Raw genomic sequence first — 23,654 nt, 5'->3', positions numbered from 1 at the left:
GCGCTCGGGGAATCCGTCACCCCCACATCGTGACAACCGCCACTGACAATTGCGCTTCGATGAGCGACCCTCCGGGAACAGGTCTACAACGGCACCACGTTGGGACCCGTGTAGGTACAGGAGGCATCATGCGCCGAGTGACCATGCACAAGCCGACCGGAGCGAGCGTCATCACGCGCCGGTTGCAGGACGATGCCGCCGAGCGCAAGCGCGAGCGGCCCGAAGTGCGCAAGGACGTGCGCAAGACGTGGTGGCCGGACGAGTAGCGGGGCCGGTCCGATGAGACCCGGGTGAATCCGGCGGCGGTGCGGACCGCGGTCAGCCGGCGTCGAGGACGTCGGCCCGCCGCTCCAGTTCCGCCGCGACACCGTCCCGGTCCGGCCCGTGCAGCCACAGGCTCTGTGCGGCCTCGCGCAGCAGGGCCGGCTCGTCGGGGCGTTGCAGCAGCACCAGTCGGTAGGCCAGGTTCCGGATCCATACGGGCAGGTCGCCGTCGACCAGGTGCGGGCTGAGTGCGCGCAGCATGCCGAGGATGTCGTCCGCGTGGGCGAAGGTCAGTTCCTCGACGAAGAGGTGCTCGCGGTGTTCCAGGCCGCAGTCCGGCGTGGGCCGGTACTCGTCGCCGTAGAGGCAGCGGGCGCCTAGGGCCGGACGTGCTTGCGGTAGTGGATGCGGTCGTAGGGGCCGTCGACGCGGCGCTCCACGACCTCGTACCCGTACCGGGGGTAGATCTTCTGGTTCTCCCACATCAGCGCGTTGGTGTAGAGCCGGATCTCGGGCAGGCCCAGGCGGCGCGCGTGGTCGTCGACGAAGGCGAGCAGGGCGCGGCCCACCCCCTGCCCGTGGGCGTCGGGGTGGACCGCGATGCTGTCGAGGAGGAGGTGGTCGGGGCGTGCCTCGACCACGACGAGGCCGACGACCTCCGGCTCGCCCGTGACGTGCACCAGGCCGGCCGCCACGTTCGCGGCGTGGTCGGCCTCCATCGGCTGGGGGACGACGCCGATCCTGGCGATGTAGGGGTGGTACGCCGCGTCGGTGACGGCCTTGACGGCCGGCACGTCGGCGGCGGTGGCGACACGGACGGGATGCTCTGTGCTCATGCCGTCATGTCTACGTCACGTCGCCGTCCGCGCACCACCGCCTTCTTGACCAGCGGCCACGCCACGATGACGAGCACGATCGCGTAGACCGTGACGGAGAAGGGCGTGTCGACGAGTCCGCTGACGCTGCCGTCGCTGATCTGCAGGGCGCGGCGCAGCTGCTGTTCGGCGTTCGGGCCGAGGATGACGCCGATGACGGCGGGCAGCACGGGCAGTCCGTAGCGGCGCATGCCGAAGCCGATGAGGCCGATGACCAGCAGGATGACGAGATCGATCGCTTCGCCGCCGACGGCGTACGCGCCGACCGCGGCGAAGAAGAGGATGCCCGCGTAGAGGTAGGGGCGGGGGATGCGCAGGAGTTTGGCCCAGACGGGGGCGAGCGGCAGGTTCAGGGCCAGCAGCAGCACCATGCCGACGAACAGGGACGCGATGAGGCCCCAGACCAGCTCCGGTTCGCGTTCGAAGAGGAGGGGGCCCGGCTGGATGCCGTACTGCTGGAAGGCGGCCAGCATGACGGCGGCCACGGCGGTCGTCGGCAGGCCGAGGGTGAGCATGGAGACGAGGGTGCCCGCCGCCGACGCGGAGGACGCGGACTCGGGTCCCGCCACGCCTTCGATGGCGCCCTTGCCCCACTCGTCCTTGTGCTTCGACAGGCGCTTCTCGGTGACGTAGGAGAGGAAGGTGGGGATCTCGGCGCCGCCCGCGGGGATCGCGCCGAACGGGAAGCCGATGAGAGGGCCGCGCAGCCAGGACTTCCAGGTGCGCCGCACGTCGGACCGGCCGAGCCAGGGGCGGCCGACGGGGATCGCCTCGCCGCTGGTGCGGCGCAGGTGCGCGGCGACCCACAGCGCCTCGCCGATCGCGAAGAGTCCGACCGCGACGATGACGACGTCGATGCCGTCGGCGAGCTGCAACGAGCCGAAGGTGAGCCGCTGTTGGCCGGTCATCTGGTCGAGGCCGACCAGGCCGATGGTGAGTCCGATGAGCAGGGAGGCGAGTCCGCGGACGCGGGAGGAGCCGAGGACGGAGGTCACGGCGATGAACGCGAGGACCATGATGGCGAAGTAGTCGGGCGCGCCGATGTCGACGGCGAGCGAGGCGACCTTGGGCGCGAGGGCGACGAGCAGGATCGTGCCGATCATGCCGCCCGCGAAGTGCCCGATGGCGGCGGCCGCCAGGGCCTGTGCGCCGCGTCCCGCCTTGGCCATGGGGTTGCCCTCCATGGCGGCGACGACCGCGGCGCTCTCCCCCGGGGTGTTGAGCAGGATGGAGGTCGTGGAGCCGCCGAACATGGCGCCGTAGTAGATGCCCGCGAACATGATGAACGCGCCGGTGGGTTCGAGACCGTACGTCACCGGGAGGAGCAGCGCGACGGCCATGGCGGGGCCGATGCCGGGCAGCACGCCGATGGCGGTGCCGAGCAGGACGCCGATCGCCGCCCACAGGAGGTTGATGGGGGTGAGGGCCGTACCGAAGCCGTCCAGGAGGGAGTTGAGGGCATTCATGACGTCACAGCACTCCCATCAGGGGGCCGCCCGGCAGGGGTACGCCGAGCAGGTTGTTGAAGACGACGAAGGTGGCCAGGGAGAGGGCTGCCGCGATCAGGGGGTCGCGGTGGACGTTCCTGCTGCCGAGGGCGTAGGCCGCGCCCCAGAACAGCAGGGCCCCGGCGATCGGGAAGCCGAGCGGTTCGATGAGGACGGCGGTGGCGAGGAAGACCCCGGCGAGCAGCAGGACGGTGCGCCAGTCGGCGGGTTCGGACAGGTCGACGTCCTCGCCGCCCTCGGCCTCGCCGCGGCCGCCGCGCAGCACGTCGACGGCGAGCAGGACGGCGACGACGAGCAGTCCGGCGCCGACGACGACCGGTACGGTCCTCGGTCCGACGGGGCCGCGCTGGGCGATGTCGACATCCATGGTGAGCGCGTCGGTGAGGACGAGCGCGCCGAGCGCCAACAGCAGGACGCAGACGCCGAGTTCGGAGTGTTCGCGGAGCCAGGAGCGGCGGGTCTCCCGGTCCTCTCGGAGGTCGGTGGCGGTCACAGTCCCAGCTCCTTCAGTACGGACACGACCCGCTTGTCCTGCGCTTCGAGGAAGGTCCCGAAGTCGTCGCCGGTGAGGAACGCGTCGTCCCAGCCGTTCTTCTCCAGCGACTTCTTCCATCCGTCGGAGGCGTGCAACTTCCTTACGAGGCCGGTGAGTTTGGCGCGCTGTGTGTCGCTGAGGCCGGGTGGGGCGACGATGCCGCGCCAGTTGGTGAAGTCGACGTCGTAGCCGGACTCCTTGAGCGTGGGGCCGTCGAGGCCCGCCACCCGTTCGGGTCCGGTGACGGCGAGGAGGCGGAGTTCGCCGCTCCTGATCTGGTCGAGGTACTCGCCGACGCCGGAGACGCCGAAGGCCACCTTGTTGCCGAGGATGGAGGCGAGGAGTTCGCCGCCGCCGTCGAAGGGGACGTAGTTGACCTGCTTGGGCGCGATCCCGGCGGCGCGCGCCATCAGCATCGGGGCGAGGTGGTCGGGCCCGCCGGGCGAGGAGCCGCCGCCGACGGGCAGCTTGCCGGGGTTCTTCTTCCAGGCGGCGACGAGCTGTGCGATGTCCTGGTACGGGGAGTCCTTGGCGACCACGACGACGTCCGGCTCCTCGGTGAGCCGGGCGATGGGGGTGGTGTCGGCGAGGGTCTTCGGGGAGTGGTTGGAGCGGGCGGCGCCGACGACGCCGAGGCCCATGGACATGGCGAGCTTGCCGTTGCCGTGCTCGCCGACGAGCCGGGTCAGTCCGACGGTGCCGCCCGCGCCCGGCAGGTTGAACACCTCGATGTTGTGGGTGAGTCCGGCGTCCTCGGCGTTCTTGGCGGCGGTGCGCGCCGTGATGTCGTAGCCGCCGCCCGGCGTGTTGGGGACCATGAGGCGCAGGCCGGGGATCTGCGTACCGGTGTCGGCGCCGCTGCCCGTGGTGAGCAGCGGCGGCCCCACCAGGACGAGCAGCGCGGCCCCGACCGGGGCGAGGAGTGTGCGCAGGCGCACGAGTGCCACCACCTACTGGTTCGAGTGCGGGTTCGTGTGAGGTGGCCCACATGTTGCCCACGCGTGAACAACCTGTCTCTCTTCCGCAAGCAAGGAACGTTGTGGTCCTTGTGGTCGCGCGCCTACCCTGCGCCCGTGACGAAGGTGCTGGTCGTGGACGACGACTTCATGGTCGCCAAGCTGCACGGACGCTATGTGTCCGCGATGGACGGATTCGCGGTGGCCGGCGTGGCGCACAGCGGTACGGAGGCGCTCCGGGCCGCGGAGTCGCTCCGCCCCGATCTGGTGCTCCTGGACGTGTACTTGCCGGACATGGATGGCATCGAGGTGCTCAGGGAACTGCGGGCGGCCGAGGAGCGCGATCCGTCCCGGACCCCGGTGGACGCGCTGTTCATCACGGCGGCGCGGGACGCCGGGATCGTCCGGGCCGCGCTGCGGGCCGGGGCCCTGCACTACCTCATCAAACCGTTCAACCAGGCGGCGCTGCAGGAGCAGTTGAGGCATGTGGCGGCGGTGCGGGCGCGGCTCGACGGTCTCGACGAGGCCCGCCAGGAGGACGTCGACCAGATCTTCGGCGCTCGCCCGCCCGGCTCCCGTGAACTCCCGAAGGGCCTCGCCGCGCACACCGCGGACCTGGTGGAGCGGACGCTGCGCGGCCACCCGGAGGGCCTGTCGGCGACGGAGTGCGCCGAGCGGGCGGGCACCCTGTCCCGGGTGAGCGCCCGCCGCTACCTGGAGTTCTTCGCGGAGACGGGGCGGGCCCGGGTGTCACTGCGGTACGGAGGAACCGGGCGGCCGGAGCGCCGGTACCGGTGGGTGGCATGACCGGGGCGGGCCCGCGCGGGCGGGGCCGGCTCGTCAGGGGGCCGTGGGCGTGCTGGTCGCCGTACTGCTGGCGGGCTGCACCACGGCGGGCGGGCGGCAGTCCGCTCCGCTGCGCCCGGCGGCCGGCAGCGCTTCCGCCGACCCCCGGCCAGGGGACTTGAACGGGGACGGCTACGACGACTTCGCCGCGGTGCTGGCGGACCGCGGCGTGGCGGTGGTGTACGGCTCGCGGCGCGGTCTCGATCCGCGGCGGCGCACGGTGGCCCGGCTGCCGTCGCCACCGACGACGTCACAGCAGTGGGCGCGGTACGGGCAGACCCAGCTGCTGCGTGCCGATCTGGACGACGACGGCTTCACCGACCTGATCCACGCGCCGGAGTCCGGCGACCCGTCCGTGCTGTGGGGCGGGCCGCGCGGGGTGAGCGGGCTGCGGCAGCTACTGGCGGATCGACGCACGGCACTATCTGCGCGGCGGCCCGCGGGGGCTGAAGCTCACCGAACGCCTCGGGCGCACCGACGGGATCGACGGTCTGGCCGGGGAGGCCGGGGACCTGAACGGCGACGGCATCGACGACCTGTACGCGGCGGGCCTGTCCGTGCGGCGGGCGGGGACGGGCGTCGGCTACTGGCTCAGTACCCGCGCGGGCCCGCAGACCGGCACGGAGGACGGGCTGCGGGACGCCCCGGCGCCGGGCTCCGAGAACGCGCCGGCGTACGGGGGCGTCGACGGTACGGCGCTGGGCGACGTGACCGGCGACGGCAGGCCCGACTTCGTCGGGTCGTCGGGCGGCGCCACCGACGGCGGCGCGATCTGGCTGATGCCCGACGTGCTCGGGGGACTCGCCGGCGACATGAAGACGGTCACCCTGGACAGCCCCGGCGTCCCGGACGGCGGCCGGTCCCGCGATCCGCTCGCCGTCACCGGTCCGCTGCTGGACACCGACGGCGACGGGCACCTGGACGTGGTGTTCGCCGCCTACGGCGACAAGAACGGGCAGCTGCGGATCCCCGAGGCGTTCTGGGTGCTGCGCGGCACCGACTCGGGGATGTCGTACCAGCGGTACTTCCCGGCGAAGGATCTCGACTGACGGGCGCGGCACCCCCCGGCGGGGGTGCCGGGCGCCTTCTCTGATCAGAGTCTGAGCCCGGCCTTAAGTGCGCCATAAAGATCGACTCAGACCCCTCGGTGCGCCCCACGGGCGCCGTCTCCCGGGCTAACTTCCTTGGCACAACCCCCCGTTCGTACGTCCAAGGAGTACCCCCATGCCCGCACGCCGTCGCCGGCTCGCCGCCCTCGCCACCACCGCCGGGGGCTCCCTCGCCCTGGCCGCCCTCGCCACCTCTCCCGCGGCGGCGCACGGCACGCTCGGCGATCCGGTCAGCCGGGTCGCGGCCTGCTACGCCGAGGGCGCCGAGAACCCGACGTCGGCGGCGTGCAAGGCGGCGGTCGCGGCGGGCGGCACGCAGGCGCTGTACGACTGGAACGGCATCCGGGACGGCGAGGCGGCCGGCAAGCACCAGGAGAACATCCCGGACGGCAAGCTGTGCTCGGCGAACGCGGACGAGTTCAAGGGCATGGACCTGGCCCGCGACGACTGGCCCGCGACGAGCGTCTCCGCGGGCTCGTACACCTTCAAGTACAAGGTGACGGCCCCGCACAAGGGCACCTTCAACCTCTACATGACGAAGCAGGGGTACGACCCGTCGAAGCCGCTGAAGTGGTCCGACCTGGACCTGGCGAACCCGGTCGCGACGAAGACGGACCCGGCGGCCGAGGGCGGCTTCTACACGTTCTCCGGCACGCTGCCGCAGCGCACGGGCCGCCAGCTGATCTACGGCATCTGGCAGCGCTCGGACAGCCCCGAGGCGTTCTACTCCTGCTCGGACGTGACGTACGGCGGCGCTTCGGGCGGGTCGGGCGCGGCCGCCCCCGAGGCCTCGGCCCCGTCCGACGAGCAGATCGCCGACGGCGCGGACAAGTCGACGATCGACCACGGCGGGATGGACATGGGTGACGGCACCGCGACGCACGACACCCACGAGTCGGCGGCCCCGGCGGCGGACGGGTCGGCAGCGCCCAACTCCCCCGCGGTGAACGGCGCTTCGGAAAACCTCGCGGAGACCGGCGGCGACTCCACCACTCCGTACATCGCGGTGGGCGGCGCGGCGGCCCTGGCGATCGGCGCGGCGGGCCTGTTCGCGTCGGTGCGCCGGCGCGCGGTGACGGGTGGCCGGCACGGTCGCTGACCCTGCGCGCCACCACGGACCGGGCCGCCGTCTCCCTGCCCTTCGGGAGACGGCGGCCCTCAACTCTGTGTGTTCACTGGTCAGTTGAAGCAGTCGGTCGGGGTGGCGTGCGCGGGGTCGAGGGCGTTCGCGACCTCGTGATAGGCGACGAGGTCGACGGTCCCGATGGTCACGTGCTCGGACAGGTCGACGGGGCACAGGTCCTGCACGACGACGTTGCGCACGTCGGGTCCGTCCAGGAACTGGGTCCGGTACGGGGTGACGACCTCGTCGTACTTCGTGGCGATGACGGTGTAGTGGACGCCCGGCACGGTGTCCCCGCCCGCGTTCAGCCGGGTGACGAAGTCCGATCCGGCGATCTGGTCGGCGAGGGACGGGGTGGCGAGGGTGAGCAGGTCCTTGGCGCCGGGGAAGTACGGCAGCAGGCCGGTGAGTCCGGAGAGCGTGGTGCCGTGGTTGTCGGGCGCGATGCCGACGAGCGCGTTCACCTCGGCGGCGCCGCCGAGGAACTTGAGGTAGTAGCGCGGCATCATGCCGCCCTGCGAGTGCCCGACGAGGTCGACCTTGGCGGCGCCGGTGGCCCCGCGCACCTTGCCGACGAAGGCGTCGAGCTGTTCGGCGGACTTGGCGATGGGGCCGAGGCCGTTGAAGAGGGGCACCCCGGGCAGCTGCCCGTAGTCCAGGGAGAAGACGCAGTAGCCGCGCTTCACCAGGTAGGGCGCGAGGACGAGCCAGTTGTCGACGGAGTTGCCGAACGTGCCGTGGACCAGGACGACGGGCCGCGGGTGCGCGGCGGACGGCTTGCAGGAGTAGTCGTTCCAGCCACTGGACGTGGCCGACGCGGTCGCCGCGTGCGCGGCGGTGGTGGGGGCGACGGTACCGGCGGCGAAGAGGGCGGCGGCGACGGTCGCCGAGCGCAGCACGCGCCTCCACCTGTATCTGGGCAGCATCGTGAATCTCCTTGCGGCTCAAGGGAGTTGCACGGAAGTTGCACGTTCGGCGAATTCGCTGTGCTCACGTCAAGTTACGCGCGGGTAGATGAGACGTGAAGTTACGCGTCGGTAAAAACTTCCGAGCGGGGTTGTCGGGGGAACGCCTGACGGGATGTCACCAGACGGGACGTATGGGCCCGCCGGGCGCGACGACGGTCAGTTGCTCGACCAGCGCCCTGGCCCCGCGCTCCCCCAGCCGCTCGACCCACGGCCGCACCGCGTCGGCGGCCGCGTCCTCGGCGGCCCGGGTGCAGGCCCAGCCGCGCTCCGTGAGCACGACGAGCCGGGCCCGTGCGTCGACCGGGTGGGGCCGGCGCTCCACGTACCCCTTGCGCACCAGCTCGTCGACGAGCTGACTGGCGGCCTGCTTGGTCACGCCGAGGTGGACGGCGAGGTCGGTGGCCGTCGCGTCCCCCATGGACAACCGCGCGAAGGCGAACCCGTGCGCGGGCCGCACCCCCTCGAACCCCCTGGCCAGCACGCCCTCGTGGATGCGCTGCGTGAGCTCGCCCGCGGCGGCGAGCAGGGCGGCGGTCAGGGCCATGGCGTCGGAGTTCTGCACGCAGTCATTGAAACACCCTTGACGAACTAGTCAAGCAGGCTGACTATATAGTCAAGCAGCTTGACCACCTGAAGGCCGCGGCGCCGCCCGGCCGACCGCCTCTCGCCGCACACGAAGGAGCAGCCCCATGCCCGTAGTTCGCGCATCCGAAGCCGTCGTCCACGAGATGCACGGCGTCCGTTTCGTCTCGTACGCCACGCCCGGCACCGGCAGCAAGGAGCTGGCGGCCTGGCGGGGCGAGATCCCGGCAGGCACGAAGGGCCCGGCCCACACGGTCACGCGGGAAGAGGTCCTCCACCTCCTCACCGGCTCCCTGCGCCTCACCCTCGACGGCACCGCCCACACCCTCGCCCCCGGCGACACGGCGATCGTGAACGCGGGCACGAAGCTCGGGGTCGAGAACCCGACGGACGCCCCGGCGACGATGTGGGTGACGACGTCGGTGGGCCTGGAGGCGGAGCTGGCGGACGGGACCCGGATCTCCCCGCCGTGGGCGAACGCCTGAGCCGTGCGACCTGGCGGCATCGATCCCCGGGAACGCTATATTAGGTAGACCGACCTACCTAGTTCTTGGGATGCCCGATGACAGAGACGGGTGTGAGCCCGGCCGGGCCCGCGCGCCGACGGCCCGCACGGGAGCGGCTGCTCGCGGCCGCGGCCCGCCGCTTCTACGCCGACGGCGTGGCCGCCACCGGCATCGACGCGATCACCGACGAGGCCGGTGTGGCGAAGATGAGCCTGTACAACAACTTCGCCTCCAAGGCCGAGCTCGTCCGGGCCTACCTGGACGCCCGGCACGAGGAGTGGCTCGGCCTCTACCGGTCGCGCCTGGAGCGGGCCCGGGGCCCGCGCGACGGGGTCCTGGCGGTCTTCGACGCCTACGCCGACCACGCCGCGTTCGCCTACGAGAGCGGGTTCCGCGGGTGCGGACTGCTCAACGCGGCGGCCGAACTGCCGGCCGGGGACGAGGGCCGGGCCGTGGTGCGCCGCCACAAGGAGGAGGTCGAACTCCTCATCGCGGGACACCTGGAGGAGTTGCTGCCCGGCCGCCCCGACGACGTCCGCGGGACGGCGGAGCACCTGGCGTTCCTGCTGGAGGGCGCGATGGCCCGGGCCGGCCTGGAGGGCGGCGACACCCGGCTGCGGCACGCCCGTTCGCTGGCCGTCACGCTGCTGGACCGCCTGTGAACCGGTCCGCGGGGCGAGGCGCCCTGTGCGTGCTCGCGGCGTCCGTGCTGTGGGGCACGACCGGCACGGCGGCGACGCTGGCCCCCGCGGTGGGGCCGCTCGCCGTCGGGGCCGTCGCCATGGGGGTGGGCGGGCTGCTCCAGGCCCTGGTCTCCGCGACCCGGATCGCCCGCCTGGCTCCCCGGCTGCGCACGGAGCGCGGCACGGTGCTGCTCGGCGGGATCTCGGTGGCGCTCTACCCGCTGGCGTTCTACAGCTCGATGCGGCTGGCCGGGGTCGCCGTCGGCACCGTCGTGTCGATCGGTACCGCCCCGCTGGCCTCGGCCGTGATCGAGCGGATCGCGGACCGGCGCCGGCTGACCCGCCGCTGGCGCGTCGGCGCCGCCCTGGGCCTGGCGGGCACCGCCCTGCTGTGCGTCGCCGAGGCCGCACACGCCTCCGGCGGTGCGGCCGGCCGGTCCATGGGCGCCACCCTGCTCGGCGTGGCGCTCGGACTCGTCGCCGCCACCACCTACGCCCTGTACGCGTGGGCGGCCCACCGGCTGATCACCCGCGGCGTCCCGTCCCGGGCGGCGATGGGCGCGGTCTTCGGTCTCGGCGGGCTGCTGCTCGTCCCCGTCCTGCTGGTCACCGGCGCCCCGCTCGTGGCCTCCTGGTCGAACGCGGCCGTCGGCGCGTACATGGCGCTCGTCCCGATGTTCCTCGGCTACGTGCTGTTCGGCTGGGGCCTCGCCCATGTCCCGGCCAGCACCGCGACCACGCTGTCCCTGCTGGAACCCGCCGTGGCGGCCGTGCTCGCCGTCCTCGTCGTCGGGGAGCGGCTGCCCGTCGTCGGCTGGTTCGGCATCGCGCTCGTCGTCGCCTGTCTGGCCGTCCTCACCGCGCCGGCGGCTCCGCGAGCGCGGCCGGGCGCACCGCGTCCGTCCCGAAGCGCCGGCGGGCCCGGTCGGCAGCCGCTTCGACGGCTCGGGCCCGGGCGTCGCCGGGATCCAGCGAGAGCTGACGGTGCGCCGAGTCGGCCGGCCGGAGGTCGTCGGCCCGGACGGTGAAGGTGCGCACCCGGGCCCGCTGCAGCCCGAGGCCGGCCAGCAGGGCGAGGGCCGTGGCGGCCAACGCCGGTGAGTGGCTGGTGTGTTCGGGCAGCGGGCGCGTACGCGTGGTGGAGGAACGGTCGGCGTAGCCGATCGTGAGGGTGAGCCGCCGGGCGACCTGGCCGCTGCCGCGCAGCCGCTGGCCGAGCCGGTCGGCGAGGCCGAGGACGGCGCGGTGCTGCTGGTCCGGGTCGAGGCAGTCGCGGTCCAGGACGAGGTCGGCGCTCAGCCGCTCGGCAGGTTCCGCGGGGACGACCGGGCGGGGGTCGTGGCCGCGGGCGCGGTCGGCCAGCAGCCGGGCCTGGGCGGTGCCGAGCAGGCGCTGCAGGGTGGCCGGGGGCAGGTCCGCGAGCTGTCCGACGGTGTACAGGCCGAACCTGCCGAGCGTCGTGGCCGTGGCGCGGCCGACGCCGGGCAGCGCGGTGACCGGGCGCGAACGGAGCCACTGGGCGGCCTCGTCGGCGGGGACCCAGGTGGTGGCTCCCGGTGCGGACACGTCGGCGGCCATGGCGGCGAGCATCCGGTTGGCGGCGAGACCGACGCTGCCGCGGATGCCGTAGAGCGCCGAGAGCCGCATCATCGCCATCTGGACCACCTCGTAGGGCGACTGGTCGAAGTAGCGGAGCGCCGACGTCAGATCCAACTGCAGGGCGTCGGGCGGTATGGCCTGAATGTGCGGAGTTATACCAGACATCAGTTCGATTACTTGGCCGTACTGCTCCCCGGTCAGCCGCGCATGCAGGTGCAGGTGGGCGATGTGCCGCGGTCGTGTGGTCATCCGGCGCTCCCCGGGCTGGTGTGGCCGAACTTCTTGAGGTCGGCCGAGCGGCTGCCCGCCGGCTGGAGATCGGCGTACGGGTGCAGCCGGGCGCCCGTGGTGCCGTTGGCCAGCACGCGGCGCGGCTGGGCCGGGGTCGGGTGCGGGTGGTCGGCGCCGAGCAGCGCGAGTGCCGCCTCGGGGCCGTCGTCCCGGCGCGTGGCGGCGATCTCGTCCAGGTCCCAGGCCATGGTGCCGACGACGGTGCGGCGCGTGCCGCGCACCTGCACCGTGCCGCGCACCAGGAGCAGTCCGCTGTGGAAGACGGTGTGCGCGCAGGCTGGGTGGGAGTCCTCGAAGAAGGCCAGGTCGACCATGCCGGACCCGTCCTCCAGCGTGACGAAGATGACCCGCTTGCCGCTGGCGATCGGCGGGGTCTGGGTGGAGGCCCGGACCCCGGCGACGAGGACCTGCTGCCCCGCGCGCAGCCCCGCGAGGTGCGCGGCGTCGGTCGCGCCGACCTCGCGCAGCAGCCGGTGGTGATGCTCCATCAGATGCCGGGAGACGTCGATCCCGATGGTGTTCAGCTCGGCGCTCATGGTCTCGCGCGAGGTCATCTCCGGCAGGCCGCTGGGCTCCTGGCCGCCGACCGGGCCCGCGGACAGCGGGAGCTGCCCCTCCCCCGCGGACCGGGTGCGGGAGGCCCGGTGCAGCTCGGCGAGTTGCAGCAGCAGGTCGCGCCGGGTGAGCCGGCCGTCGTGCAGGGAGCCCAGCGCGCCGATCTCCGCGAGGCGTTCGGCGACCGGTCGGCCGGGGTGGGCCCGCTGCCAGAAGTCCGACAGCGAGCCGTACGGCTGCCCCTCCTCGATCCGGGCGGCCTCCGCCTCGCTGATCCCGCGGACCTCGGACAGCGCGAGCCGGACGCCCCACTGCCCGGACTCGGCAGCGCGTTCCACGATGTACCGCGCCCGGGACCGGTTGACGTCGACCGGCAGGATCGGCACCCCGCCCCGGCGCGCGTCCGCGACCAGGACCCGCTTGGGCCACATGCCGGGGTCGTGTTCGAGCAGCCCCGCCAGCAGGAACGCCGGATAGTGCGCCTTCAGCCAGGCGCTCTGCAGGGCGGGCACGGCGAAGGCGACCGCGTGCGCGCGGCAGAACCCGTAGGCGCCGAACGCCTCGACGGTCCCCCAGATCTCGTCCCGCACCTCGGCGCCGTACCCGCGCCGCCGCGCCGTGCGGTGGAACCAGTCCCTGATCCGGGGCAGCCGCTCCTTGTCGCCGAGCGCCCGGCGGGCGATCTCGCCCATCGCGCGGTCGCATCCGGTCAGCGTCGACAGCGTCTCGATGATCTGCTCGTGCCAGATGGTCACGCCGTAGGTGTCGGCGAGCACCGGCTCCAGGTCCGGGTGGGCGTACGCGGGCGTGCCGCCGTGCCGGGCGGCGATGTACCGCTCGGGCATCCCGCCCGCGACCGGTCCCGGCCGGAACAGGCTGATGTCCGCGATGACGTCCTGCGGATCACGGGGCTGCAGCCGCGACAGCAGGTCCTGCTGGCCCGGCGACTCCAGCTGGAACAGTCCGAGCGTCCGGCTCTCCTGGATGAGCTTGAACGCGAAGACGTCGTCGAGCGGCACCTGCCGCTGGTCGTCCAGGTCGATGCGCCGGTCGGTGGCCCGTTCGATCTCCGTGACGGCGTGGGCCATCGCGGACTGCATCCGGACGCCCAGGACGTCCAGCTTGATGTTGCCCAGCGCCTCGATCTCCTCCTTCGCGGCCATGGCCATGGGGTAGTCGCCCTGCGGGGTCGGCTGCACGGGCAGCCGGTCCAGCAGTCCGGCATCGCTGATGACCACGCCGCACGGGTGCATGGCCATGCCGTGGACCAGCGAGTCGAGCCCTTCGGCGAGCTCCCACAGCGGCCCGAACCGGCCCGCCTCGGCGGCCAGCCGGCGCAGTTCGGGCAGTTCGGCGAGGGCGCCGGTGATGTCGCAGGCCCGCAGGTGCGGAAAGCTCTTCGCGATCCGGTCGACGTCCGCGGGAGCGATGCCCAGGGCGAGACCGGTGTCCCGCAGGGCCCGGCGCGCGCGATAGGTCTCCGGCATCGCGGTGACCGCCACCCGCTCCTTCCCGAACCGTTCGAAGATCACGTCGTAGCACTCCAGGCGCCGGGCCGACTCCACGTCGATGTCGATGTCCGGCAGCGTGCCGCGGCGCACGCTCAGGAAGCGTTCGAACAGCAACCGGTGTTCGAGCGGGTTGGCGGTGGCGATGTCCAGCGCGTGGCAGACCATCGAGCCGGCGCCCGAGCCGCGGGCGGCGACCCGGATGCCCTTCGCGCGGATGTCGGCCACGACCTGGCCGACGGCGAGGAAGTACGCGTCGTACCCGAGCTCGGAGATCACGGCGAGCTCTTCGTCGAGGCGGGCCACGGCCGCCGGGTCCCGGTCGAGGCCGCGCCGCGCCAGGCCGTCCTCGGACTGCCGGCGCAGCAGCAGCGCCGCGCCCTGCGGACCGGGGGCGGCACCGAACAGTTCCGGCTCCGGCAGGTGGTGCACGCCCAGGCCGAGGTCGGCCCGGGGGGCGACGGTGCAGGCGGCGGCCGTGGCGGCGGTGTCCGCCAGCAGCTGCCGGGCCCGTCGGGGTCCCGCCCCCGCGCACTCGGCGATCATGTCCGCGACGCGCGCCATCCCCGCGGTGTCCTTGAGCCAGCGCTGACCGCTGTCCAGCCGGCGCCGGTCGATGGGCCGCAGCAGCCGTGCGGCGTCCAGTACGTCGGCGAGGCGGTGCTGCTCCGGATCGGCGTAGCGGACGGCGTTGGAGAGCACCGCGGTGGTGCCGGTGCGGTCGGCCAGGGCCAGGGTGCGGGCGGCCAGCCGCAGAGAGCCGGGACCGATGCTAAAACGTTTCTGCGCGACGACTTCCAGCCGCACTCCCCCGCCGAAGACCTCCAGCCAGGGAGCCAGCAGCTTCATCGCGACGTCCTCCCGCCCGGCGGTCAGCGCCCGCACCGGTTCCGAGAGCGGGCCGAGCAGCACCGTCAGACCGGGCCCGCCGAACTCCCGCAGGGCCTCCCACGGCACCACCGGCGCCCCGCCCGAAGCGGCCTCCCTGGCATGGGCGGCCGACGTGATGCGGCACAGCCGCGCCCATCCGGCCCGGTCCTGCGCCAGCAGCACGAACCGCAGCGGCGGCTCGACCACGTGCGCCCCGCCGCGCGCCGGGGTGCGGCGACGCTGCGCGGGCGGCGGCGGGGCCAGCGCCTCCACGGCGAGGTCGACGCCGAAGACCGGCCTGACCCCCCGCTCGGCACAGGCCCGCGCGAACCGGACGGCCCCGGTGACCGTGTCCCGGTCGGTGAGCGCGAGCGCCGGCAGACCGCGCTCGGCGGCCCGCCGCACCAGGTGCTCGGGGTGGGCGGCGCCGTAGCGGGCCGAGTAGCCGGAAGCGACATGGAGGTGCGCAAAACCCGTCATGACGCACCTCCACTGCACCGCCCCCTTTGTTCCATCCGTCCGAGATCAATCGCACGCTCGTTCGATAACTCTAACCCCAGGAACCCCGAGGTGGCGACTTATGTTCGAACGCATGGGCGATTTTCTACGCGGCACCCGTTCGGCCCACCCCACCTGCAGGAAGGCGGGCCCCACCGGACCGTGGGGTCATGAAGTTCGCCGACGAGTTCAACAACGCCGTCACGCCGCGCGCCGCCCTGCTCGTCATCGGCGTGCTCGCGCTCCAGTTGCTGTTCATCGCCTCGTACGTGGGCGCGTTGCACAACCCGAAGCCGAAGGACGTGCCGTTCGGCGTGGTCGCGCCGGTGCCCGCGCTGGCGCAGCAGACCACCCAGCAGCTGAACGGACTGCCGAGCTCCCCGGTCGACGCGCGCACGGTCGCCGACGAGCGCACGGCACGGCAGCAGATCCTGAACCGGGACATCGACGGCGCCCTGGTCGTCGACCCGCGCGGCACCACGGACACCCTGCTCGTCGCGTCCGGCGGCGGCACCGTCCTCGCGACCGCCCTGGAGACCATCGCCACCGAGGCCGACGGCGTCCAGAAGCGCACGGTGCGGACCGTCGACGTGGCCCCGGCCTCGTCCCAGGACTTCGACGGCCTCTCGTCCTTCTACCTCGTGGTCGGCTGGTGCGTCGGCGGCTACCTGTGCGCCTCGATCATGTCGATCAGCGCCGGGTCCAAGCCCGCGAGCCCGCAGCGCGCGGCGATCCGGCTCGGCACCATGGCCCTCGTCTCGATCGCGGGCGGCCTCGGCGGCGCGCTCATCATCGGCGACTCGATCCTGGGCGCCCTGCCCGGCTCCTTCTGGGCGCTGACCGGCCTCGGCGCCCTGGTCACCTTCGCGGTCGGCGCGATCACCCTGGCCCTGGAGGAACTCACCGGCGTCGTCGGCATCGGCCTGGCCGTGCTGCTGATCGTCGTCGCGGGCAACCCGAGCGCGGGCGGCGCCTTCCCGCTCCCGATGCTGCCTCCGTTCTGGCAGGCGATCGGCCCCTGGCTCCCGCCGGGCGCAGGCACCTGGGTGGCCCGCTCCATCGCCTACTTCAAGGGCAACGACGTCACCCAGTCCCTGCTGGTGCTGTCGGCGTGGGCCGTGGTGGGCGTGGCGGTGACGCTGCTGGTGTCGAGCCTGCGCGAGAAGAAGCGCAACGCGGCCGAAGCGCCCCTCTAGAGGCGCGGGGAACGGCGCGAGCAACCGCCGACCACCCGCACACACCCACGCACCCACGCACGGCAGACGCACACGGCAGACGAGAGGGCGCCCCCGTTGAACCTTCCCCACCGCTCAGGCCCGGCCGCCCAGGCCGTCTCGGTCAAGCGCATGGAACCGACGGCCCAGGCCCAGCTGGGCCCCCTCGGCCTCACGGGCTTCATCGTCGTCACGATGATCGCCACGGGCATCGACGCGGGCGTGTTCCCGGAGAGGCTGGCGGCAGCGGATGTCCCCGTGGTCGGCTTCTTCATCGGCGGGCTCGCCCAGCTCCTCGCGGGCCTCTTCCAGGCCCAGCGGGGCGACACCTGGCACGCCACGGTGTTCGGCGGCTTCGGCCTGTTCTGGATGGCGAAGGCGCTCATGCTGCTGTGGGTGCTCCCCTCCCTCGACCCGTCGCTGCGCGGCGACGCGATGGGCCTGTTCACGCTGCCCTGGGTGTTCGTCGTCTTCGTCCTGTGGCTGGCGAGCTGGCGCATCCACCTCGTCCTGCTGCTCACCTTCAGCTGCGTCCTCGTCGTCTTCGTGGCGATGACCTGCAACGGCTTCACGGGCCTGGTCGGCTGGAACCGGGTCGCCGGCTGGTTCGGCCTCGGCGCGACGGCCGGGGCGCTCTATCTGCTGGCCGGCCAGGTGATGGCGTCGACATGGGGCCGCCCGGTGCTGCCGATGGGCCGCTTCCTCGCGCCGCCGGAGCCCGCCGAGTCGTGATCACCACCCTCGCCGTCGAGAACTACCGCTCCCTGCGCCGGCTGATCGTCCCGCTGGACCGCCTGAACGTGATCACCGGCGCGAACGGCACGGGCAAGTCCAGCCTCTACCGCTCGCTGCGGCTGCTCGCCGCCGCGGCCCGCGGCGGCGCCGTCGCGGCGCTCGCGCAGGAGGGCGGCCTGCCGTCCGTGCTGTGGGCGGGCGAGCGCGACACCGGGCCGGTCGGCCTCCGACTCGGCTTCGCGGGCGACGAGTTCGGCTACGCGGTCGACTTCGGCCTCCCCAGGGCGAGCGGCGCCGGCCCGGACGGCGGCGGCTCCCTCTTCCAGCTCGACCCGGAGATCAAGCGCGAGGCCACCTGGGCGGGCCCGGTGCTGCGCCCGGCCGCCCTGCTCTGCGACCGGGCGGGCCCCGCCGTGCGCACCCGCACCGCCGACGGCGGCTGGCACCGCGCCCAGGGCCTGCGCCCGTACGACAGCATGCTCAGCGAGTTCGCCGACCCCGGGCTCGCTCCGGACCTGCTGCGGCTGCGCGAACTCATCCGCTCCTGGCGGTTCTACGACCACGTGCGCACCGACGCCGACGCCCCGGCCCGGGCCACCCGGATCGGCACCCGCACCCCCGTCCTCTCCCCCGACGGCTCCGATCTGGCGGCCGCGCTCCAGACGATCCGGGAGACCGGCGACCACGAGGCGCTGGACGAGGCCGTGGCGGACGCCTTCCCCGGCAGCCGGGTCCACGTCGCCGACAGCGGCGGCCGGTTCGAGATCCGGCTCACCCAGCGCGGCCTCAAGCGTCCGCTCGGCCCGGCCGAACTCTCCGACGGCACCCTGCGCTACCTGCTCTGGACGGCCGCCCTGCTCACCCCGCGGCCGCCGTCCCTGATGGTCCTCAACGAGCCCGAGACCAGCCTGCACCCCGAACTCCTCGACCCGCTGGCCCACTTGATCCTCGCCGCGGCCGAGGAGTCCCAGGTCGTCGTGGTCACCCACGCCCGCCCGCTCGCGGACGCCCTGGCACGCGGCGCGCCCCGCCACCGCGCCGGCCCGAACTCCATCGAACTGATCAAGGAGTCCGGCCGGACGACGGTGGCGGGGCGCGAGGGACTGCTGGACGAGCCGCTCTGGCACTGGCCGAAGCGGTGACCCGCTACGCGGCGGGAGTCCCGGCGGCGTCGCCGTAGTACGCCTGCCGCATCAGCCGCTTCATGTCGTCGATCATCGGCATCCGCGGGTTGGCGGGCGCGCACTGGTCGGCGTAGGCGTTCATCGCCTGCTGCGGCAGGGCCTCCATGAAGGCCGTCTCGTCGACGCCCTCGGCCTGGAAGGAGGCCGGGATGCCGCACCGCTCGCGCAGGTCCTCGACCGCCTTCGCGTACGACTCCACGCCCTCCTCGGGGGTGGCCGCCGGCAGGCCCAGCATCTTCGCGATGTCCTGGAGCCGCTCGGGCGCCCGGTATGTCTCGGCCTTCGGCCACGGGGTGGCCTTGTACGAGACGGTGCCGTTGTGCCGGATGACGTGCGGCAGCAGCAGCGCGTTCGTGCGGCCGTGCGCGACGTGGAAGGTGTTGCCGAGCGTGTGCGCCATCGCGTGGACGAGGCCGAGGAAGGCGTTGGCGAAGGCCATGCCCGCGATCGTCGACGCGTTGTGCATCTTCTCGCGTGCCTCGGGGTTCTTCGCGCCCTGGGTCACACAGGCTTCCAGGTTCTCGAAGACGAGCTTGATGGCCTGGAGGCACTGGCCGTCGGTGAAGTCGTTCGCGTAGACGGAGACGTACGCCTCGGTGGCGTGGGTCAGCGCGTCGAAGCCGGAGTCCGCCGTCACGGTCGGCGGCAGGTTCATCGGGAGCATCGGGTCGACGATCGCGACGTTCGGGGTGAGCGCGTAGTCGGCGAGGGGGTACTTCTGGGCGGCGGCCGGGTCCGAGATGACCGCGAAGGGGGTGACCTCCGAGCCCGTGCCCGACGTGGTCGGGATCGCGACGAGCTTCGCCTTCTCGCCCAGCTGCGGGAACGTGTAGGCCCGCTTGCGGATGTCGAAGAACTTCTCCTTCGTGTCCGCGAACTCGATCTCCGGGTGCTCGTACATCAGCCACATGATCTTCGCGGCGTCCATCGGCGAGCCGCCGCCGAGCGCGACGATCGTGTCCGGCCGGAACTCCCGCATCGCCGCCGCGCCCGCCTGCACGGTGGCCAGCTCCGGGTTCGGTTCGACGTTGTCGATGACCTGCACGGTGACCGGCTCCCGGCGCGCATCGAGGATGTCGGTGATCCGCCGCACGAAGCCGATGTCACCCATCGTCCGGTCCGTGACGAGGGTGACGCGGCTGACGCCGTCCATCTCGCCGAGGTACTTGACGGCGTTGCGCTCGAAGTAGATCTTCGGCGGGATCTTGTACCACTGCATGTTGGTGTTGCGCCGCCCGATCCGCTTGATGTTGACGAGGTTGACCGCCGAGACGTTGTTGGACACCGAGTTGTGTCCGTAGGAGCCGCAGCCCAGGGTCAGCGAGGGGAGGAAGGCGTTGTAGACGTCGCCGATGCCGCCGAAGGTGGAGGGCGAGTTGACGATGACGCGGACCGCCTTGACCCGGCGGCCGAACTCCTCGGCGAGCGCCTCGTCCTCGGTGTGGATGGCGGCGGAGTGCCCGAGTCCGTTGAACTCGACCATCTGCGCGGCGAGTTGCAGTCCGTGCTCGGTGTCGTTCGCCTTCAGGGCGGCGAGCACCGGGGACAGCTTCTCGCGGGTGAGCGGCTCGGCGGGGCCGACCTCTGCACACTCGGCGACGAGGATCGAGGTGTCGGCGGGGACCTCGAAGCCGGCCCGCTCGGCGATCCACGCGGCCGGCCTGCCGACGACGGCGGCGTTCAGCTTGGCGCCCGCGCAGTCGGTGCCGTAGGCGGTGGTGCCGAAGACGAACTCCTCGACCTTGGTCTTCTCGGCGGCGGTCAGGACGTGCGCGCCGAGCCGCTGGAACTCGGCGATGCCCTCCTCGTAGATCTCCCGGTCGAGGATGACGGCCTGTTCGGAGGCGCAGATCATGCCGTTGTCGAAAGCCTTGGACAGGACGATGTCGTGGATGGCGCGGCCCAGCTTGGCGTCCTTGGCGACGTACGCGGGGACGTTGCCCGCGCCCACGCCGAGCGCGGGCTTGCCGCACGAGTAGGCGGCCTTGACCATGGCGTTCCCGCCCGTGGCGAGGATCGTGGAGACGCCCTCGTGGTTCATGAGGAGACCGGTCGCCTCCATCGAAGGCTGCTCGATCCACTGCACGCAGTGCTCCGGAGCCCCGGCCTCGATCGCGGCGTCGCGCACGATGCGGGCGGCCTCGGCGGAGCAGTGCTGCGCGCTGGGGTGGAAGGCGAAGACGATCGGGTTGCGGGTCTTCAGGGCGATCAGCGCCTTGAAGACCGTCGTCGAGGTGGGGTTGGTGACGGGGGTCATCGCACAGATGACGCCGACCGGCTCGGCGATCTCGGTGATGCCGTTGATCTCGTCGCGGGAGACGACGCCCGCGGTCTTCAGGCCGCGCATCGAGTTGACGACGTGCTCGCACGCGAAGAGGTTCTTGACCGCCTTGTCCTCGAACAGGCCGCGCCCGGTCTCCTCGACGGCGGCCTTCGCCAGGTCCCCGTGGTGGGCGAGCGCCGCGAGCGACGCCTTCTTGACGATGTGGTCCACCTGCTCCTGGTCGTACGTCTCGAACTGCCCGAGCGCGGCGAGCGCCCCCTCGACCAGTTCGTCGACCATTCCCTGGGTCTCCACGGCAGGCTCCTCTTTTTTGCACCCTTTTCGCTGATGTTCCAATTCCACACCTTTCCGCTCAGCTCACGGGGCGGAAAAAGACCCCGACCCATAGGTCGAAAGCACTTCGCCGACTCGCCAAGTCCTCGCAGCAGCACCTCTCACCTGCGGGAACGGGTGAGGACTTAAGACCCTTGCGCGCTTGTGAACGTTTTCACAAGCATGGTGCGCAAAAGCCCCGCCCCGAGTAATCCGAGGCGGGGCAGAAGTACGGGTCAGCCGATTTGCGCCCCCGTGGCGGAGAGCGCCTCGGTCACCGGCTGGAAGAACGTCTCCCCGCCGGAGGTGCAGTCGCCGCTGCCGCCGGAGGTGAGGCCGATCGCCGTGTCGCCGGAGAACAGGGAGCCGCCGCTGTCACCGGGCTCGGCGCAGACGTCGGTCTGGATGAGGCCGTTGACGATGTCGCCGTTGCCGTAGTTCACGGTGGCGTCGAGCCCCGTCACCGTCCCGTCGTGCACCTGGGTGGTGGAGCCGGAGCGGGTGACCTGCATGCCGACGGTCGCGTCACCGGCCTGGGTGATCGCCTGCGCGGACCCGTTGTAGAGGTTCACCTCACTGGGGTGGTCGACGTCCGCGGTGTACTTCACGAGACCGAAGTCGTTGTCCGGGAAGCTGGACTGCTCGTTCGTGCCGATCTCCTGGCCGCTGGAGTCCGACCAGGTGCTGATCGCCTCGGTGCAGTGGCCCGCCGTGATGAAGTACGGCTGGCCGTCCTTGACCACGTTGAAGCCGAGGGAACACCGGCCGCCGTCGCCGGTGATGGCGTCGCCACCCGCGACGAAGGTCTTGAACTCGCCCTGGGTGCGCTTGAGTTCGGCCTTGGCACCGAGCCCGTCGACGACCTTGCTCAGTTTGTCCCAGGAGGCCCCGTCGACCGTGCGGTCGGCGGTGACGACCACCTTGTTGGTGGCGGGGTCGGTGGCCCAGGAGGTACCGGGGATGGTGGCGTCGCTCTTCAGCGTCGTACGGGCGCTCTTCAGCGCGGCGAGCGAGTTCTGGACGACTCTGGCCCTGGCGCCGGCGGCCTCGACCGCCTTCGCGGCGTCCTCGTTCAGCACGTTGACGACGAGGTTCCTGGCCTTGGCGTCGTAGTAGCTGCCCGCCGCGTCGGCGCCCAGGTCCGCATGCAGGGTCGAGGCGAGGTTTCCGGCCTTCGTGACGGACAGCGTCTTCACGGCCACGTCGGGGGCGTCGGTGCTGGCGTTCGCAGTCTGGAAGGTGATGCCCGCTGCGACCAGTGCGGCGATTCCCGCTCCGGCCACGGCGACACGCCGCTTGGGTATGCGTCGGTGCTTCAACTCACGTCCTCCTGTGGGGGGTGGGGAACGGGCCCGATGTGGGGGTGAACCCGTTCCGTGAGGCTGACGCGCCCACTATCCCGACCGTCACAGGGGGCACACAAGGTCGACTTCAGGACGCGCGTACGCCAACTCCCGTACGCCCCTGCCCCCTTGAACACACCGGCGCCGCCGCACGTCGATCCCCATTGCAAACACCCAGAGCACAGGCGACACAGCAGGGGGTGAGGACTAGTCCTGTCTCAATATCGCCGCCAGGAGGAAGCGCCCCGTCGGGGGCATGGAGAACTGCGCGAACAACCACGGACGCCCCGCCCCCCGGCATACGAGGGAACGTCCTACGGCGCGGACCCGTTGGTCGACCCCGGCTCCGGTGACGCGACCGACGCCTCCGTGTCCAGCTCGGAGAGCTGGTGCACCACCGCCTGCGCGGCGCGCCCCGCCTCCCCCGGCGTGGCCCGCTCCAGGAACCGCAGCAGCTCCACGGGGAAGGGCAGCACCAGGGTCGAGTTCTTCTCCGCGGCGACCGCCACCACGGTCTGCAGCAGCCGCAGTTGCAGCGCGGCCGGCTGCTCCGACATCACCCCGGCCGCCTCGGCCAGCTTCTTCGAGGCCTGCAGCTCCGCGTCCGCGTTGATCACCCGCGCCCGCCGCTCCCGGTCCGCCTCCGCCTGCCGCGCCATCGACCGCTTCATCGTCTCCGGCAGGGAGACGTCCTTGATCTCGACCCGGTCGATCTGCACGCCCCAGCCCACGGCCGGACTGTCGATCATCAGCTCAAGACCCTGGTTGAGCTTCTCCCGGTTGGACAGCAGGTCGTCGAGATCGCTCTTGCCGATGATGGAACGCAGCGACGTCTGCGCCATCTGCGAGACCGCGAACCGGTAGTCCTCGACCTGGATCACCGCGTTCGCCGGATCGATCACCTTGAAGTAGACGACCGCGTCCACCCGCACCGTGACGTTGTCCCGCGTGATGCCCTCCTGCGCGGGCACCGGCATCGTCACGATCTGCATGTTCACCTTACGGATCCGGTCGATCCCCGGCACGATCATGGTGAACCCCGGTCCGCGCACGGACGAGTTGAGCCGGCCGAGCCGGAACACCACCCCGCGCTCGTACTGTTTGACGACACGGGCGGCTGCCATTCCGTAGACCGCTCCGGCACAGACGACGGCCACTCCCGCCGCCACCAGTTCCTCGACCATCTCACGGCCCCCCAGGGTCCGAAGTGGGCGCAACAGGCGCGTACTTCGACGGTAACTCTGTAAGGGGCACAAAGGGAGAGCCCCGCCCGGTACGAACGACCGGACGGGGCTCCTACTGCTGG

Annotated in this window: 21 protein-coding genes and 1 pseudogene; 10 read left to right on the top strand and 12 right to left on the bottom strand. The window is 72.2% G+C overall.

Features of this window, described 5'->3' with window-relative positions:
• Positions 1 to 128: 128 nt before the first annotated feature.
• Complete coding sequence (locus M4J07_RS13525; protein ID WP_255971420.1) at positions 129 to 266, top strand: hypothetical protein; 138 nt, start codon at positions 129 to 131, stop codon at positions 264 to 266.
• A gap of 52 nt (positions 267 to 318) precedes the next feature.
• Here M4J07_RS13525 and M4J07_RS13520 read toward each other — a convergent pair whose 3' ends face one another.
• Genes M4J07_RS13520 through M4J07_RS13500 form a run of 5 tightly spaced genes read right to left on the bottom strand, consistent with a single transcriptional unit; the run spans position 319 to position 4,120 of the window.
• Positions 319 to 591: a hypothetical protein gene (locus M4J07_RS13520; RefSeq protein WP_255971455.1), complete on the bottom strand. Its 273-nt coding sequence runs from the start codon at positions 589 to 591 to the stop codon at positions 319 to 321.
• A gap of 50 nt (positions 592 to 641) precedes the next feature.
• Positions 642 to 1,100 (bottom strand): GNAT family N-acetyltransferase, encoded by a 459-nt coding sequence (locus tag M4J07_RS13515; protein WP_255971418.1) that lies wholly within the window; start codon positions 1,098 to 1,100, stop codon positions 642 to 644.
• Positions 1,097 to 2,605, bottom strand: coding sequence for a tripartite tricarboxylate transporter permease (locus M4J07_RS13510; RefSeq protein WP_255971416.1), 1,509 nt, complete (start codon positions 2,603 to 2,605; stop codon positions 1,097 to 1,099). The genes M4J07_RS13515 and M4J07_RS13510 overlap by 4 nt, the downstream gene beginning before the upstream one ends.
• 4 nt (positions 2,606 to 2,609) lie before the next feature.
• Positions 2,610 to 3,140, bottom strand: coding sequence for a tripartite tricarboxylate transporter TctB family protein (locus M4J07_RS13505; RefSeq protein ID WP_255971414.1), 531 nt, complete (start codon positions 3,138 to 3,140; stop codon positions 2,610 to 2,612).
• Positions 3,137 to 4,120, bottom strand: a complete 984-nt coding sequence (locus M4J07_RS13500; protein ID WP_255971412.1) for a Bug family tripartite tricarboxylate transporter substrate binding protein — start codon at positions 4,118 to 4,120, stop codon at positions 3,137 to 3,139. The genes M4J07_RS13505 and M4J07_RS13500 overlap by 4 nt, the downstream gene beginning before the upstream one ends.
• Positions 4,121 to 4,255: 135 nt before the next feature.
• Here M4J07_RS13500 and M4J07_RS13495 point away from each other — a divergent pair, with 135 nt between their 5' ends.
• From M4J07_RS13495 to M4J07_RS13485, 3 genes are all read left to right on the top strand, one after another.
• Positions 4,256 to 4,945: a response regulator gene (locus M4J07_RS13495; RefSeq protein ID WP_255971410.1), complete on the top strand. Its 690-nt coding sequence runs from the start codon at positions 4,256 to 4,258 to the stop codon at positions 4,943 to 4,945.
• Positions 4,946 to 5,541: 596 nt separating this feature from the next.
• Positions 5,542 to 6,033, top strand: coding sequence for a hypothetical protein (locus M4J07_RS13490; protein WP_255971408.1), 492 nt, complete (start codon positions 5,542 to 5,544; stop codon positions 6,031 to 6,033).
• A gap of 175 nt (positions 6,034 to 6,208) precedes the next feature.
• Positions 6,209 to 7,192 carry a lytic polysaccharide monooxygenase auxiliary activity family 9 protein gene (locus M4J07_RS13485; RefSeq protein WP_255971406.1) on the top strand — a complete coding sequence of 328 codons (984 nt, stop codon included), beginning with the start codon at positions 6,209 to 6,211 and terminating at the stop codon, positions 7,190 to 7,192.
• Between the two features lie 80 nt (positions 7,193 to 7,272).
• Here M4J07_RS13485 and M4J07_RS13480 read toward each other — a convergent pair whose 3' ends face one another.
• Positions 7,273 to 8,142, bottom strand: coding sequence for an esterase/lipase family protein (locus tag M4J07_RS13480; protein ID WP_255971404.1), 870 nt, complete (start codon positions 8,140 to 8,142; stop codon positions 7,273 to 7,275).
• 157 nt (positions 8,143 to 8,299) lie between these two features.
• Positions 8,300 to 8,746: a MarR family winged helix-turn-helix transcriptional regulator gene (locus tag M4J07_RS13475; RefSeq protein ID WP_255971402.1), complete on the bottom strand. Its 447-nt coding sequence runs from the start codon at positions 8,744 to 8,746 to the stop codon at positions 8,300 to 8,302.
• Between the two features lie 127 nt (positions 8,747 to 8,873).
• Here M4J07_RS13475 and M4J07_RS13470 point away from each other — a divergent pair, with 127 nt between their 5' ends.
• The 3 genes and pseudogenes from M4J07_RS13470 to M4J07_RS13460 form a co-directional block, all read left to right on the top strand.
• Complete coding sequence (locus tag M4J07_RS13470) at positions 8,874 to 9,251, top strand: cupin domain-containing protein (RefSeq protein WP_255971400.1); 378 nt, start codon at positions 8,874 to 8,876, stop codon at positions 9,249 to 9,251.
• A gap of 77 nt (positions 9,252 to 9,328) precedes the next feature.
• Positions 9,329 to 9,934: a TetR/AcrR family transcriptional regulator gene (locus M4J07_RS13465; protein WP_255971399.1), complete on the top strand. Its 606-nt coding sequence runs from the start codon at positions 9,329 to 9,331 to the stop codon at positions 9,932 to 9,934.
• Positions 9,931 to 10,869 (top strand): annotated as a pseudogene (locus M4J07_RS13460) (DMT family transporter); the annotation flags it as partial. The gene M4J07_RS13465 and the pseudogene M4J07_RS13460, both read left to right, overlap by 4 nt.
• Here M4J07_RS13460 and M4J07_RS13455 read toward each other — a convergent pair.
• Together M4J07_RS13455 and M4J07_RS13450 are read right to left on the bottom strand one after the other, a co-directional pair.
• Positions 10,811 to 11,803 carry a DNA polymerase Y family protein gene (locus tag M4J07_RS13455; RefSeq protein ID WP_255971397.1) on the bottom strand — a complete coding sequence of 331 codons (993 nt, stop codon included), beginning with the start codon at positions 11,801 to 11,803 and terminating at the stop codon, positions 10,811 to 10,813. The pseudogene M4J07_RS13460 and the gene M4J07_RS13455 overlap by 59 nt on opposite strands.
• Positions 11,800 to 15,258 (bottom strand): DNA polymerase III subunit alpha, encoded by a 3,459-nt coding sequence (locus M4J07_RS13450; protein WP_255971395.1) that lies wholly within the window; start codon positions 15,256 to 15,258, stop codon positions 11,800 to 11,802. Before M4J07_RS13450 ends, M4J07_RS13455 begins: the two co-directional genes overlap by 4 nt.
• A gap of 188 nt (positions 15,259 to 15,446) precedes the next feature.
• Between M4J07_RS13450 and M4J07_RS13445 the strand changes: the two genes are divergently transcribed.
• The 3 genes from M4J07_RS13445 (at position 15,447) to M4J07_RS47895 (ending at position 18,367) form a co-directional block, all read left to right on the top strand.
• A complete protein-coding gene (locus tag M4J07_RS13445) occupies positions 15,447 to 16,472 on the top strand; it encodes an ABC transporter permease (RefSeq protein WP_255971393.1) in 1,026 nt (341 codons plus the stop codon).
• A gap of 150 nt (positions 16,473 to 16,622) precedes the next feature.
• On the top strand, positions 16,623 to 17,222 hold the full coding sequence (locus tag M4J07_RS13440) for an acetate uptake transporter (protein WP_255971391.1): 600 nt from the start codon (positions 16,623 to 16,625) through the stop codon (positions 17,220 to 17,222).
• Positions 17,219 to 18,367, top strand: coding sequence for an AAA family ATPase (locus M4J07_RS47895; protein ID WP_308284749.1), 1,149 nt, complete (start codon positions 17,219 to 17,221; stop codon positions 18,365 to 18,367). Before M4J07_RS13440 ends, M4J07_RS47895 begins: the two co-directional genes overlap by 4 nt.
• A gap of 4 nt (positions 18,368 to 18,371) precedes the next feature.
• Here the strand turns inward: M4J07_RS47895 and adhE are convergent, their stop codons facing one another.
• The 3 genes from adhE to M4J07_RS13420 all read right to left on the bottom strand — a co-directional run bounded on the left by adhE (position 18,372) and on the right by M4J07_RS13420 (position 23,532).
• On the bottom strand, positions 18,372 to 20,972 hold the full coding sequence (gene adhE / locus M4J07_RS13430) for a bifunctional acetaldehyde-CoA/alcohol dehydrogenase (RefSeq protein WP_255971451.1): 2,601 nt from the start codon (positions 20,970 to 20,972) through the stop codon (positions 18,372 to 18,374).
• 269 nt (positions 20,973 to 21,241) lie between these two features.
• Positions 21,242 to 22,324: a S1 family peptidase gene (locus M4J07_RS13425; RefSeq protein WP_255971389.1), complete on the bottom strand. Its 1,083-nt coding sequence runs from the start codon at positions 22,322 to 22,324 to the stop codon at positions 21,242 to 21,244.
• A gap of 338 nt (positions 22,325 to 22,662) precedes the next feature.
• Positions 22,663 to 23,532, bottom strand: coding sequence for a slipin family protein (locus M4J07_RS13420; protein ID WP_255971387.1), 870 nt, complete (start codon positions 23,530 to 23,532; stop codon positions 22,663 to 22,665).
• Positions 23,533 to 23,654: the final 122 nt, after the last annotated feature.

Source organism: Streptomyces longispororuber, from assembly GCF_024448165.1.
GTDB classification, from domain to species: domain Bacteria; phylum Actinomycetota; class Actinomycetes; order Streptomycetales; family Streptomycetaceae; genus Streptomyces; species Streptomyces longispororuber_A.
The sequence above is the reverse complement of the archived record's forward strand: the minus strand, read 5'-3'. Positions and strand labels throughout refer to the sequence as shown.